We start from the raw sequence: 12,771 nt of genomic DNA, 5'->3' as shown, positions 1-12,771 counted from the left end.
ATGTTCAGCATCCCAACAATCGTCATTACGCCATGTTCTACCAGTATGTTCGCATAATGATTTGTTATTAATCCACGGAACTGATGTAGGATGAGGCGAGGCAGATACGTTAGCAAGTGAGGATAATACTAAGGATGTAGTATATCCAAATATTGATAGGATGATAAAAAATCCTATCTTATAATGTAATCTTTTCATGACCTATGTATTAATAGATGCGCTCTGAGCGGAGAAGTGTATTTTCAAGTTTCTACACGGAGCAAAACATTTATCTTTTTGAATACCCTGTGTTTCTATTAATAATTGATAGCGCTCATCTAAAAATAAACTACAATTTATATTTTTTTCCGTAGTGAAAATATCAAACTGACTAGATCCCCGACTTCGTAAAAGTTGTCGGGGATCTGGAGTGGGTTTAAGGTATATAATGGGACTATGCATAATCACTTAAAACTAGGGCGATGAAACTCTTTGCGCGGTTGTTAATATTTTTTTCTTTACTAACAGTAGCTGCTTGTACTCAGACTCGCGCCTATGAAGAAGAATCTCAACGTCAACTGGTGGCACAGAAATCTACACAACCCAAAAATATTATTCGTACAGAAACACTTTCACCCACACCCATCCGCATCAGTCTCAACAATTTACCAAAACCCTTTGCCACACAAAGTGCCTCCAAGTCGCCCAATGTAGTGCCGATTCCTACTAACCCCACACTGCGCGTACCTCCTGGTTTTGTCGTTAATGTTTTTGCTGAAAATTTAGACGCCCCACGATGGCTATCTTTAACACCGAGTGGTGATGTGTTGGTAACAGAAACGCAACAAAACCGTATTCGTTTACTACGCGATACTAACGGCGATGGAGCAGCTGATGTAAGTCAGACATTTGCTAGTAGAACAAATGGATTAAATAGACCTTTTGGTATGGCTTTTGCTGGTAATTCCTTCTTTTTAGGTAATACTGATGCAGTTTTACAGTTTCCTTATACAAAAGGTCAACAGCAACTTAAGGGTGCTGGTAAAAAAATTGCTGACTTACCTGCAAGGGGCTACAATAACCACTGGACAAGGAACGTGGTTGTATCACCTGATAATAAAAAGTTATATGTTTCTGTTGGTTCGGGAACCAACGTAGATGAAGAACCATTACCACGAGCTTCGGTACAGGTAATGAATTTGGATGGTTCTCAGCAGCAAACTTTTGCTTACGGCTTGCGTAACCCAGTGGGTTTAGATTTTCATCCAGTAACTAAGGAACTTTACACCACTGTGAATGAAAGGGATGGTATTGGGGATGATTTAGTCCCAGACTATCTCACACGTATACGAAGCGGAGAATTCTACGGCTGGCCTTATGCTTACTTTAACTCAAACAATCTCGATCCACGTCAAACAAGGAATGGTAAAAGTAAACGCCCCGATTTGGTAACTCGTACTCGCACCCCCGATGTGCTATTTCAGGCACACTCAGCAGCGTTGGGATTGCAGTTTTATGATGGTAAGGCTTTCCCAGAAAAGTATCGAAATGGTGCGTTTGTTGCCTTCCGTGGTTCTTGGAATCGCGATCGCGCTACTGGCTATAAGATTGTATTTGTTCCTTATAATTCTCAAGGACGTCCGCAAGGCTACTACGAAGATTTTCTGACCGGGTTTGTACTTAACCCTGATGTACCAACTACTTGGGGTCGTCCTGTGGGGTTACTGGTTTTACCTGACGGTAGTCTTTTGGTTACAGAAGAAGCGAATAACCGGATTTATCGGATTCAGTATATTCAGTAGAGACGTTCCGGCGGAACGTCTGTACAGCTGGAACAGCGGAACGTCTGTACAGCTGGAACAGAGGAACGTCTCTACAGCCGTCAGGAGAAAAAATCCTGAATTCATATCAAAACCACCCTTCCTGTTCCAAGGTTTCAATTAACTGGAGTCCACGGGGATCGCCAACACCCAAGAGTGCGGCTTTGGCGTCTTCGCGCACTCCTAAATCTTGGTCTTCGGCAAAAGCTTGAATTAAAGCATCAATAGCTGTAGCGTATACTACGTTAGAAGGTAGTTCGCGGCATAACTGTCCAATTGTCCAAGCGCAATTACTACGTACTGGGGCAACAGGATCTTTGACTAATGCTTCAATCAAAGGTGGAATTGCTCCCACTACTGCCTCGTAACCTATTTCTGTCATTTGCGCCAAAGCTGAAGCTGCCCACAATCGCACTGCGGAAATATCTGTTTTTAAAGCGTCAGCTAACGGTGCTAGACAGCGGCGATCGCGACAGTTCCCCAATGCCCAAATTACTCCTTTACGCACATAGCCATTCCATTCCCGATTCAATTGAGCAATTAAAGGTTCAACAGCATCTGGACTGGGATTGCGTCCGATCCCATAAGCTGCACTTACTCGTACTAGAGGACAAGTATCTGTGAGAAGACGAATTAAATACGGCGTCGCTCTTGGATCTTCAATGTCGCAGAAAGCCCGCGCCGCTAACATCCTTTGCTGCGGCTGGGTGTTTTCTAACAGGGCTAGCATCGCCTCTGGATTAGGTTTAGGCGTCTCTGATTCAGCCGTCAGTGTTCCTAGATGATCTAGTGGGCTATCTAGTTCAGTTTCGATATCAAGTAGGCTTAGTTCGTCTTCGTCATACATAATGGCTTGGGAAGTCAGCTATACAGCTATACAGCTATGCTAAAGGCAGAAGGAGACGCTAAGCGAACAAAATTCCGCCTTCATAGTGAGAATCTCTTTATTAATTTACTTCTCAGTATGCAGTGATTTTACCATCCACAAGGACTGAGTTTGATAACCGATTTGATTGTAAAGATTTAATGCAGGCGTGTTGGAATCAAACACTTGCAAGCTAATTTGGCGATCGCCTCTGTGTAAAGCCCAATTTTCTACATATCGCATCAAGGCTGTGCCAATGCCTTGGCGTCGATGTTCTGGCACAACGTAAAGTAAAAAGACGTGGGTATAGCGATCGCCATGCACTTGATCTATAGCATTTCCTGCCCAGAGACAAGCTACGGGAGTTGGTGAGTGGGGGACTTCTTCATACACCCACCATAAAGGACTTTCGTTAGATAAGTATTGCTCAACTGTTTTTGTCAAATGAGAAAAGTCCTGATGAGGAAAAATTTCTTGGTAAGTTTGCTGCATAAAGTTGACTAGCCGTGTTCGATCTAAAGTGGAGCCACGGCAAATGTAGTAACCTGGTAACAGTTGTTCAGCCAAAGTTTAGTTAATATCAACTGTTTTGTGGACTTGACTAAAAGACATACTCTGCACATCTTCCATTCTCCGCGTCGCAGTTCCGGCATCCTGCTCAATTGGTGCGGGGGAAGCCATATCTGAGGGTAAAAATATCCGAGCGCTAACTGCCACAAGAGCAATTAAAAAAATTAGCACTACAATCAACGGTGCAATGTACTGACGAAAAATAGCCATGAGGGAGTTAAATAAAAAATTTGTTCAAGATTTGTAAACCTTACTTATTTTAGCTGTATCGATCACAAATCGCGCTCTACCTCAGCAATCACTCTTTCCCAATACCAATTTTCCGGCATTCCGGGAAATTCTTGCTTTGCTTTAGCAATCATCCGTTCAGCAGCGGCGCTATCACCAGACAACATAGATATCAGCTTACTTTGCAGACGCTGATCTGGCGCTCTTTCCATCTGGATTACTGCTCCTTCAGGAACTGATTGCGACTGCTGTTTTCTAAACTCCCAAAACAAAACGTAATATAAAGTACCAAAAATTGCAATTAAGCTGAATGTTCCCAAAAAGGTCAGTAGATTCAGTGTCAGAAATCCTAGAACTAATTGGGAAAGAACGTAGCCCAGCAGAGTACCAGTGATAATCAGAATGGTTGTGGCGATATAAATAATTACTTTCTGCCCCATAAATCTTGTTCCTCATTGTCTAATCCAGGTCTAGATATTGCTACTTTCTGCGGGTTCCAAGGCGCAACAATAGGCAAAAGCAGTAATCCTGGTAAAGCTGTTACTAGAGTCAGCAAAAAGAATGAACTCCAGCCTGTTGCTTTTGCTATTTGTCCAGCCGGAGCCGAGAGAATATCTCTACTAATAGCCATTAAGCTAGAGAATAAAGCAAACTGAGTAGTAGTAAAGCTGTGATTACAAAGGCTCATCAAATAAGCCACAGTGGCAACCGTGACTAATCCAGCACAGCAATTTTCTATATTAATAGCTAAAACTAAAACAGAATAATTTTTTCCCGCGCTTGCTAGAGCATAATACCCTAAATTGCTAACTAATTGTAGTATGCCAAATACCCAAAGAGCGCGATTGATACCAATTTTAGTTAGAATTACACCGCCTACCAGTACACCAACAGTTGTGGCAATAAAGCCCATTCCCCCTTGAATTGCCCCAATCTCAGTTTTACTAAAATTTATTTCTCTTAAGAATAAATTTCCGGTAATTCCAACTAAGGAATCACCTAGTTTGTACAGAAGAATAAAGACTAAAATTATACTGCCTTTAGTAATTCCAAATCTTTGAAAAAAATCTTGAAATGGTAGCAAAACGGCATCTTGTAAAGTTTGCGGAGCATTTTGTGATTGATTTAAATCACGTTTAGGTGCTAAAAAAGATATAGCTATCCAGCCTACAAGCAAAGCTGCTAATAGCCAAGAAAATACTGGCATTGGTATGACACCTGTAATTACCCCGCCGAGCAACCCGGCAACCAAACCACCGATCAACAAAAGAAAAATACCATCTTTACCAGATAGCGTTGTGGTGATATTTGCTTGTTCGTAGCTACGTGGCGCTTCTGGTGCCCAAATAGTAGCAAGGATTCCTAATGCCATCAAAGCAGCCATGAGGAAATAAACTACATTCCAAGGGATAACATCCGCTAAAACTAGAGCTAAAGAACTAGTGATGAACAAAGAAACGCGGTAGCCCAGTACCCAAACAGATGCTCCGGTTTCTAATTCCAATGGTGTCAAAACATCTGTACGGTAGGCATCACCAGCAATATCCTGGGTGGCACTTAAAAAAGCAATGACGAGAGTGTTAATTGCCAGCAATCTTAACACTTCTACATTTTGGGCTGGTTGTTGCAATGCCATAACAGCGATCGCCAAAACTAACCCCACCTGTGTCAAAATTAGCCAACCCCGTCTTTGTCCCAGAATTGGCGGTGCAAATCGATCTAATAACGGTGCCCACAAGAACTTGAGGGAATAGGGTAAACTCACCAAACCAAACAAGGTAATAGCCCCTAAATCAACCTTGGCGTCTTGCATCCACAGTTGCAAGGTTTTACTAGTTAAGAACAACGGCAACCCCGATGCAAAACCTAATAACAGCAAAGATCCCATCTTGCGACTCTTCAATACTAGTCGCAGTGATTCAATTTCTTTCACGGTTTTATATTACTCCTGTATTGAGTAAATTTGAGTCATGGCAGTTTTGATTTATTCATCACCTCGATGATTTTTCCAGGAAGAAATAATCTATCAATCCCGAATAGGGATTGAAATATATTGCCATAACTGCTACACAATTTCATGCCAAGACGCCAATTTGAGTTAATTTTGATATACTTGGTGTCCTTTAATCTCTACCCCGTATTCAGCAAGGCATTTTTCCCAACCTTCACGAGTACCGATATCGCTTTTATGCTCAAGCAATCCTAGTTCCTCTTCTTGCTGGGTAAGTTGAGCAAACTGTTCGTAGAGTGGGTAGGAATTAGTAACAAATGTTTCTTTCCGGTGTAAAATTGGTGGATTTGCCCTGGTTTCGTAGTCTCGGTGTGTTACTTGTAAAGATTTTAAATCAATACTGATACTTGTTTTCAGGGCAGGATGGGGGTCGGTGTCAAAATCTGGGTACGATAGATATGATATTTGTGGTTTATCAGTAGAAAACTTGATCAACGTTGCTTCATCGACACGCCCAAAGGTACGACTAGCACAGCCTTCATAAATTCGTAGCAAGGGATCGAGTTCACAAAGTACAGAAATATGGAAGTAAAGAGCGCCACGGGTAAGTTTACCAATCTTACTTTTTTGACAAGCTTTCTCAATTACCCCTGGCTTTCCTAAGCTGAAAAGCTTTTCGTCGGCAACTGCACAAGCTTCTTCGTAGCTACCAAAAAAGGCTTTGATGTCGTGGCGCATTTGTGATGCTAGTTTTTGCCAACTGGGGCGTCCGGTAAAATGGGACAGAGCAAGGTAAACTTGAATATCAAGAGAACGACGGTAGGCTATAGCATCCCATTCTGCTTCGTCAGTAGCTTGCAAAACTACACTAAAAGCACGGCGGAAGTTACCAAATTCACTCAGCAATTCCTGTTCATTTTCTAATTCACCCTTAACTGGAAGTCTACCCCGCTGAGTAAAAAAAGCCATCAGTGGTTCCAGCGTCTCTTGGTAGTCCTCAAACCGTTTGCTAGGAATGCGTACTCTAGGCGTGTAAGTCTTAGAGAAAAAGCGTATAGCTTTATAAGCCTCTTTTTCAGCTTCATCTCTAAAAACGAAATAAACACCCAGCGCCACTGGTACTGCATCGACATTCAACACCTTATCAATGTAACTTTTAAGTTCTTCTTGCTCGTAATATTTCTGAAAAGTATTGCGGCGAGTAACGATACCATCACCGTAAGCTAGTTGAGCTTTGCTTGGCGCATTAATTAGTACTTGTGCAGCGACAATCAAGACTTTGCGGGTGAGTTCCCAAGCATGGATAAGACTTTGTTGGCGTTCCTCAGTATCTTCAATTACATTTAGTACGTATCCCAAATTAACCACATCAGCCAGGATGCGTGGAGCATCGGGACGGTAGTAAGGGTCCCAGCCTGCGCTAGTATAACCCAAGTTTGCCACTCGCTGTACATCGCCACCATGACCACATCCATAATCAAAAAACGTGGTGTCTTGATTAAGGATTGACGATTCTATTGCCAATCGTACCGGGCGAGATAAATCAGTGCGAAAAATCGCCGCTTTGTGACGTTCAATTTCTACAGCTTCAAACATAGTAATTGAAAGTTTTGCATTTCCTCTCGTTCCCAGCCTCCGGCTGGGAATGCCTTCCGGGAGGCTCCGCCTCCCCAATCATATCCTTCAACTCTTTGCCGCTAATTCAATTAAATCTTCAATCTTCTTGATATTTAGATCTCCAGCCAAGTAACCAATACCACGATGCAGGTGGAGGCGAAATTGTGTAGCTAAGGTTTCCTTGTCAGTACCGAAGCCGTCGTTGTAGCAGCGTTGCTTGAGGGCGAGTAACAAAATATCAGAAATATCACCGCCAAACACGCGCCATGTCATCTCGACGTTGCTGTCAGTAATTATTGGTACTGGTGACGGGGAAGTTGGTTCGGCGAGGGAACGACAAAACGCCCACCGACATAGTATATTCCATTGGTCGATTTTGGTGGAGCGTCTGAGTTTTAGGAGTTGATCTTTAGCTGTTTGGGAAAGTTTGATTCTGTCGATTGGTGGTTCCATATTTTTTCAAACCGCATAGCCCCAGGTTTAAACCTGAGGGAAGCTGAGAACACAGAGAAGAAGAGTAGTGGTAGGGTGCTAATGGTGCTATTGTATATTAATTTATATTAAAAATTAACTGAATGCGATCCCTAGCGCTGCCCAGATTAGACCCAAAAGACTCCACAAGAAAAATTTGGGTATTTATTAAAAAAGCCGATGAACGCTTCGACGACCATTTGACCCAGTTAAAGAAGCAGGAAGAGGAGGAGAACAAATGACCAAAGGGAAAATCTTACAAAGTATATGGGATAATTTGCCAGAGGAGCGCAAGCAACGAATACAGGCATTGACGGAAGAATTAGAAGCTGAATATCTCACTTTGCAGGAGTTGCGAAAAGCTGTGGGTTTAACACAGGCGGAAGTTTCACGAAGTTTGCAAATGCCACAATCTAATGTGTCACGCCTGGAAAGAGAGTCTGATATGTTGCTGTCTACTTTAAGGAACTATATTGATGCTATAGGGGGTAATTTAACTATTTTGGTTGAGCTTCCCAATAAGCCACCTGTTCGCCTGAAGACGTTAAGCGACCTTGTAAGCCAGGATGTGGATAGTAAAATATAACGTTAGGAATCCCTTGAAGATTTTTACTCACTCTGTTTTTTTCTTGAGTAACTACTTATGACTTTATCATCTCAGTTATCCTCAACCCTTTCTCTAGAAGAGTTCTTAAAAGAACCCGAAACAGAACCAGCAAGTGAGTACATTAACTGTCAAATATACCAAAAACCGATGCCACAAGGGAAACATAGCAGAATTCAAACTCGTTTATCAACCACTATTAATGAAGTGGGTGAACCGCAGCAAAAAGCTTTAGCATTAACTGAGTTACGCTGCACTTTTGGTGGGCGATCGCTGGTTCCTGATATTGCAGTATTTGAGTGGTTACGCATCCCAACTGATGAGGAAGGGGAGATTGCTAACAGATTTGACAGCTACCCAGATTGGACGATTGAAATTCTCTCTCCAGATCAATCCCCTAACCGTGTCATTAATAAAATTGTTTTTTGCCTCAACCAGGGGACAAAACTAGGTTGGTTCATTGATCCTAGTGATAAATCGGTGATGGTATTTCAACCCAATCAGTTGCCTGAAGTGAAATATGATATAGATATATTACCTGTTCTTGATGTCTTGGTTGATTGGCAAGTACGAGTAGCTGATATATTTAGTTGGTTAAAAGTTAAATAGGTTTCCCTGCTATCGTCTTTTAATTGAAACCATGCTGGTCTTAAGTGAATTTAAAACCAGTCGGCTTTATCAAAGCATATTGAAAAAAACTAAGCTGGAAGTTGTACCTATTTTGCTGGAAACAGGATTAAGTATTCAAAAAATTGCTGAACGTTTGGAATTAGATGTAGAAGAAGTCAGAAAAGTTGCACGAGGGCAGTAAGCAATTTTTACCAAAAATAGCCCGGTTTCACATATTGGGGTTTTTGACAACCTTTAATTTGGGGAAGTAGCTGCGATGGTTTGGAGTTGGCGGTTTTATTGCCGAAAATGCGCTTAAAAATGCGCGGCGCGTATTTTAAAATGCGCGGCGCGTATTTCCGCGCTAAAAAAGCACATAATGTGCACCTCGGCGTTGCCCAACTAATTTTAATCGCTTGGCATCAGCTAGTCTACGCAGTAGCCGACTTGCCTGGTCTTCGCTAATGCGGCATAGTTCCATTGCTTCAAGTCTTGTGATTTTGCCGTGAGTATTGACGTAACTTAACACCATTTGCTCTTGCTGAATGGAATCAAAGCCTGCTTGTCTGACATAATCGGCTGACTGTCCCAATTCTCGATAAACCCGTGGACTTAAGGTATAAGTGCGTCCTTTTTTGACACCGTGGGCTTCAACTAAGCCTGCCTCTACTAATCTTTCTAATACACTGCGTGCGATCGCCTCGTCTCGTTGAATGGCTTGGGCTAGGGTATTTGTGTCCAAGCGTCTTTCTTGCCGCAATTGAGCCAAAGCAATTAGAGATTCAACTGGAAGTTGGCTTTGCCGACGATTTTCTTCTTCAATCACAACCCGCAACAGTGGCAAGTCGGCTTCACCACCAGGAAGTCTAACAACTACAGAATACGCATCGCTACGTCGATAATCGGGGGCAGATCGTCCGTAGCGCAGTAAACCCTGGTATATTAAATCTACACCACGTCCAGTGCGTTCAGCTAGTCCGATACGTTTGATAGCATCAGCAAGAAAAGGATTTCTGGGTCTGGGTTCTACAACGAGCAGGTTATCTAAAGTTACGCCTTCGACAAAACCTCCTGGGTTGCTGATGACAATTCCGTAATCTTCCCAACGGACATGAACTGCTCCCAGTCTAGTGTAATCCCGATGAATTAGGGCATTGACAAAAGCCTCACGAAATGACCTGCGGTCGTAGTTGGGAATCGGCACGCGAAATAGACCGATTTGCATTTCATCTTCTTCTACACGCACCTCAAACTGTTCCATCACTCGCTCAAACAGTTTCAACATGGGGGTGCGGTAAAAATCATTTACTCGCACTTGCGTTCCTTCCAGAACTTGAAAAGCAACTTCGTGAGTCGGTATGTGTTCGCGCAGAGCTGCTTCTCGACCCAAAATCAGCAATCCCGTAACTGTGGGGACGCGATCGCCATCACGAGAACGCACAAATCCCAAAGCACCGTCTAGTTCTTCATCTCTTAAGGATAACAGAGTGCGATCTCCTCCATAGCGTTCTATCAACTGGCGCAAGCGTTCCCGTTCTAAGGGATCAAAGTCGGCTACAGATGCCCCCACTACTGGTAATGAGGAGTAATCCATTACACCTAAATCTGATTGACGACTGGCAAATTCGTGGGGATAGAAGGGGGTGCATTGGGGAGTTCCATCAGCTTGCAGACGGCGACGCTGTAGCAGTCCATCGGAAGTAGCTACCAAGCGGTAAGATTTGGGTACTTCAATCCGGGCAATGGTTTGACCTTCTTCCTGAAGTGCAGTGACGCGCACACTAACAGGGGGATTGCTACGGTTGGCAATCATAGCGGCTAAGGTAGATAAGTTTTGATGTTGGGGATGCACACCAGTTATTTGACCATCATCTTCAACACCAAGGTAAATTTCGCCGCCATCAGTATTGGCAAGGCAAACCACTGTTTCAATCAATTCCTTATCAGGTAGACGCGAGCGATCGCTTTTGAACTCGACAGTGAGGGATTCCTGTGTTGGAATAGTGCGTGTCATTTGCCTTTCACAGCTTACAAGAAATGGGAGTTTTACCAAAAATAGCCTGGTTCGATATTTGTTTGGCGCGTGGATGAGTCGTATTTGAGCAGGTACTCACGGGCGATAGCATCATTCTCTCTTAACTTTTGCACTTCTTTTTCGCCAATTTCAGTATCGGTGGAAAGTAGAATTACTTGATGACTGGCACTAGGGAAGTAACGCTCTACTAAGTTACTACGGTGAGAAGAATCTAGTCTGCCCAAAGGTGTATCAATTGCGACTGGTAAGCGGTGTCCGGAAACACGAGCTAATGCCCAGAGGAAGGCGATCGCTAATAGTTGTTTCTCCCCAGCACTAAGGCGATGTTTGGGAACGGGTTTCCCTTGTAAATCATACAGGGAGAGACTAAAGGTGTGAGTGTCAATAGCGATGCGATGCACTAAATCTGATTTGGAAAGAAGGTAGCGGAAACACTCGGTTATTTCTAGTTCTAATTTGTTGAGTTTTCTTAACGCCAGTCGTTCGCGGAAAAGTTTGAGTGTCTCTTGAACTTTAGTAGATGCAGCAATTACATGTTCTTTGTTGTGACGTTTAATATTTTGATCAGTATATTGTTTTAAGTCTTTTTTTGACTTTTCAATCGCCGCTTCTAATTCAACTAAACGACGACGTGCTGTTTCGTATACTACTTTAGCTTCAGCAACTTTAGTTTGCGTGTGTTCCACTGCATCTAATAGCTGTTGATATGCTTCTGGAGATGCAGCCGTTTGTAATTGTCTTTCTAAAGTAATGAGTTCTTCTTCTTTAGTTTTGAGAACTGCTAGTTGCTGTTGGGCAGATATTTTAACTTTTTCTAAGTCGTTGTTTATAATATTAGCTAGTTGCTGCATATTTTCTGGAGCAGCTAATAACCATAATTCTTTTTTTTCACCAATAATTTCTTGATTCTCTTCGTTAATTAACGATTTAATTTTATCTAATTGTTCTGCTGTGATTCCTAACTGAGTTATTCTATCAACTAGCCGTTTATCTCGCTCTAATAATATCTCTTGCGCTATTTGTGCTTGTGTTGTCGCTTTTTCTTTTTCTCCTTGTACTTGTACCTGTGTAAGTAGCGGTTGAATCAATGCCAAGGGTAAAATATCTTCTGCACAGGTACACAAGCGGGAGCGCGTTTCCTCAGCTTCAGCAATTTTTTGCTTCTCCTGTTGCTCTAGCTGACTGCGATCGCCTGCTATTTTCCCACCTTCTGCAATGAATCTATCCAAAGCTTCTTTCTGTTTTTTTTCGGCAAGTTCTAATTTATCTTTAAATACATCTAACTGATTATTTGTTGATTGATATTCAGCATTTTGTTGTTTCAGCTTTTGTTCAATATCCTCCAAATTTGCTAAATTTTGTATCTCAGCAATTTCCTTACGTTTGCGATTTACTAAAATATCTATATCATCTGCTAAACGTTCTGCCAACTCTAGCCCTAAAAGTCCGCGAATAGCATTAGCTACAATTGGTGGAGGTACTTCTTGCTCTGCAAGTTCTTTAACCTGTTCACCATCAAATAGAAATAAGTTAGAAATTCCCAGAGGCAGCAAATTTTCAATATACTCGTCCCAAATATTAACTAATGAGCTATCCAGCCATTCTTGAGCATCCAAAATGCCTAAGTTATCCTTACCATCTTTTGGGTTTTTTGTCCAATATCGCACTACCCGGTAATGTACTGGTTTATCGTTTTCGATGTGTTCAAAAACTAATTCAATCCGAGTGTCTTTATTTGGTGGAGTGTGGCTATTGACGCATTGTGTGAGAAAATCACTATAACTTAAATTGCCACGGGTAGAACATTGGGCGCGTTGTCCGTAAAGTGCGAGACGAATAGCATCCATTAGGGTAGTTTTTCCCCCTCCATTCATCCCTCCTAACAGGATGATGGGGCGAGAATTGCCATGTTCTTGTGAATCGAGGTTGATGACTTGACGCCCTCTATAAGGACCAAAATTTTCTAGTACGAGTTCAATAAATCTCATTTTTAAGTCTCACGCAAAGGCGCAAATATTATTA

The 12,771-nt window shown here is 42.3% G+C and carries 13 protein-coding genes; 4 read left to right on the top strand and 9 right to left on the bottom strand.

Translation table 11 applies throughout. The annotated features are described in order from the left end of the window. Positions 1-461: 461 nt before the first annotated feature. Positions 462-1,781 (top strand): PQQ-dependent sugar dehydrogenase, encoded by a 1,320-nt coding sequence (locus ICL16_RS22005; protein ID WP_190832022.1) that lies wholly within the window; start codon positions 462-464, stop codon positions 1,779-1,781. A 106-nt stretch (positions 1,782-1,887) separates the two neighbouring features. Here the strand turns inward: ICL16_RS22005 and ICL16_RS22000 are convergent, their stop codons facing one another. The 7 genes from ICL16_RS22000 to dndE form a co-directional block, all read right to left on the bottom strand. After that, positions 1,888-2,646, bottom strand: coding sequence for a HEAT repeat domain-containing protein (locus tag ICL16_RS22000; protein ID WP_190832020.1), 759 nt, complete (start codon positions 2,644-2,646; stop codon positions 1,888-1,890). Between the two features lie 105 nt (positions 2,647-2,751). Further along, positions 2,752-3,231 carry a GNAT family N-acetyltransferase gene (locus tag ICL16_RS21995; protein WP_238360896.1) on the bottom strand — a complete coding sequence of 160 codons (480 nt, stop codon included), beginning with the start codon at positions 3,229-3,231 and terminating at the stop codon, positions 2,752-2,754. Between the two features lie 3 nt (positions 3,232-3,234). Continuing rightward, complete coding sequence (locus ICL16_RS21990) at positions 3,235-3,444, bottom strand: hypothetical protein (protein ID WP_190832018.1); 210 nt, start codon at positions 3,442-3,444, stop codon at positions 3,235-3,237. A gap of 62 nt (positions 3,445-3,506) precedes the next feature. Further along, positions 3,507-3,902, bottom strand: coding sequence for an ABC transporter permease (locus ICL16_RS21985; protein WP_190832016.1), 396 nt, complete (start codon positions 3,900-3,902; stop codon positions 3,507-3,509). Continuing rightward, positions 3,887-5,395, bottom strand: a complete 1,509-nt coding sequence (locus tag ICL16_RS21980) for an AmpG family muropeptide MFS transporter (RefSeq protein ID WP_190832013.1) — start codon at positions 5,393-5,395, stop codon at positions 3,887-3,889. The genes ICL16_RS21985 and ICL16_RS21980 overlap by 16 nt, the downstream gene beginning before the upstream one ends. 165 nt (positions 5,396-5,560) lie before the next feature. Beyond that, positions 5,561-7,009 (bottom strand): DNA phosphorothioation-associated putative methyltransferase, encoded by a 1,449-nt coding sequence (locus tag ICL16_RS21975; protein ID WP_190832011.1) that lies wholly within the window; start codon positions 7,007-7,009, stop codon positions 5,561-5,563. Positions 7,010-7,096: 87 nt separating this feature from the next. Further along, positions 7,097-7,483: a DNA sulfur modification protein DndE gene (gene dndE, locus ICL16_RS21970; RefSeq protein ID WP_190832009.1), complete on the bottom strand. Its 387-nt coding sequence runs from the start codon at positions 7,481-7,483 to the stop codon at positions 7,097-7,099. A 256-nt stretch (positions 7,484-7,739) separates the two neighbouring features. Between dndE and ICL16_RS21965 the strand changes: the two genes are divergently transcribed. From ICL16_RS21965 to ICL16_RS21955, 3 genes are read left to right on the top strand one after another with little or no spacing between them, the layout of a single operon-like run. Beyond that, positions 7,740-8,087 (top strand): XRE family transcriptional regulator, encoded by a 348-nt coding sequence (locus ICL16_RS21965; protein WP_190832007.1) that lies wholly within the window; start codon positions 7,740-7,742, stop codon positions 8,085-8,087. A 57-nt stretch (positions 8,088-8,144) separates the two neighbouring features. Continuing rightward, on the top strand, positions 8,145-8,714 hold the full coding sequence (locus ICL16_RS21960; RefSeq protein WP_190832005.1) for a Uma2 family endonuclease: 570 nt from the start codon (positions 8,145-8,147) through the stop codon (positions 8,712-8,714). A 31-nt stretch (positions 8,715-8,745) separates the two neighbouring features. Then, positions 8,746-8,916 carry a hypothetical protein gene (locus ICL16_RS21955; protein WP_190832003.1) on the top strand — a complete coding sequence of 57 codons (171 nt, stop codon included), beginning with the start codon at positions 8,746-8,748 and terminating at the stop codon, positions 8,914-8,916. Positions 8,917-9,078: 162 nt separating this feature from the next. Here ICL16_RS21955 and ICL16_RS21950 read toward each other — a convergent pair whose 3' ends face one another. Beyond that, positions 9,079-10,728: an RNA-binding domain-containing protein gene (locus tag ICL16_RS21950; protein ID WP_190832001.1), complete on the bottom strand. Its 1,650-nt coding sequence runs from the start codon at positions 10,726-10,728 to the stop codon at positions 9,079-9,081. Positions 10,729-10,760: 32 nt separating this feature from the next. Then, entirely contained in the window at positions 10,761-12,737 is a 1,977-nt protein-coding gene (gene dndD, locus ICL16_RS21945; protein ID WP_190831999.1) for a DNA sulfur modification protein DndD, read from the bottom strand. Positions 12,738-12,771 lie beyond the last annotated feature (34 nt).

Origin of the sequence: Iningainema tapete BLCC-T55, from assembly GCF_014698965.1 — a bacterium.
GTDB lineage: Bacteria > Cyanobacteriota > Cyanobacteriia > Cyanobacteriales > Nostocaceae > Iningainema > Iningainema tapete.
The sequence above is the reverse complement of the archived record's forward strand: the minus strand, read 5'-3'. Positions and strand labels throughout refer to the sequence as shown.

What these genes read in the sequence shown, in the direction of transcription:
- ICL16_RS22005 (WP_190832022.1), top strand. Translation starts at nt 462, where the DNA reads ATGAAACTCTTTGCGCGGTTGTTAATATTTTTTTCTTTACTAACAGTA.
- ICL16_RS22000 (WP_190832020.1), bottom strand. Translation starts at nt 2,646, where the DNA reads ATGTATGACGAAGACGAACTAAGCCTACTTGATATCGAAACTGAACTA.
- ICL16_RS21990 (WP_190832018.1), bottom strand. Translation starts at nt 3,444, where the DNA reads ATGGCTATTTTTCGTCAGTACATTGCACCGTTGATTGTAGTGCTAATT.
- ICL16_RS21985 (WP_190832016.1), bottom strand. Translation starts at nt 3,902, where the DNA reads ATGGGGCAGAAAGTAATTATTTATATCGCCACAACCATTCTGATTATC.
- ICL16_RS21975 (WP_190832011.1), bottom strand. Translation starts at nt 7,009, where the DNA reads ATGTTTGAAGCTGTAGAAATTGAACGTCACAAAGCGGCGATTTTTCGC.
- dndE (WP_190832009.1), bottom strand. Translation starts at nt 7,483, where the DNA reads ATGGAACCACCAATCGACAGAATCAAACTTTCCCAAACAGCTAAAGAT.
- ICL16_RS21965 (WP_190832007.1), top strand. Translation starts at nt 7,740, where the DNA reads ATGACCAAAGGGAAAATCTTACAAAGTATATGGGATAATTTGCCAGAG.
- ICL16_RS21960 (WP_190832005.1), top strand. Translation starts at nt 8,145, where the DNA reads ATGACTTTATCATCTCAGTTATCCTCAACCCTTTCTCTAGAAGAGTTC.
- ICL16_RS21955 (WP_190832003.1), top strand. Translation starts at nt 8,746, where the DNA reads ATGCTGGTCTTAAGTGAATTTAAAACCAGTCGGCTTTATCAAAGCATA.
- ICL16_RS21950 (WP_190832001.1), bottom strand. Translation starts at nt 10,728, where the DNA reads ATGACACGCACTATTCCAACACAGGAATCCCTCACTGTCGAGTTCAAA.
- dndD (WP_190831999.1), bottom strand. Translation starts at nt 12,737, where the DNA reads ATGAGATTTATTGAACTCGTACTAGAAAATTTTGGTCCTTATAGAGGG.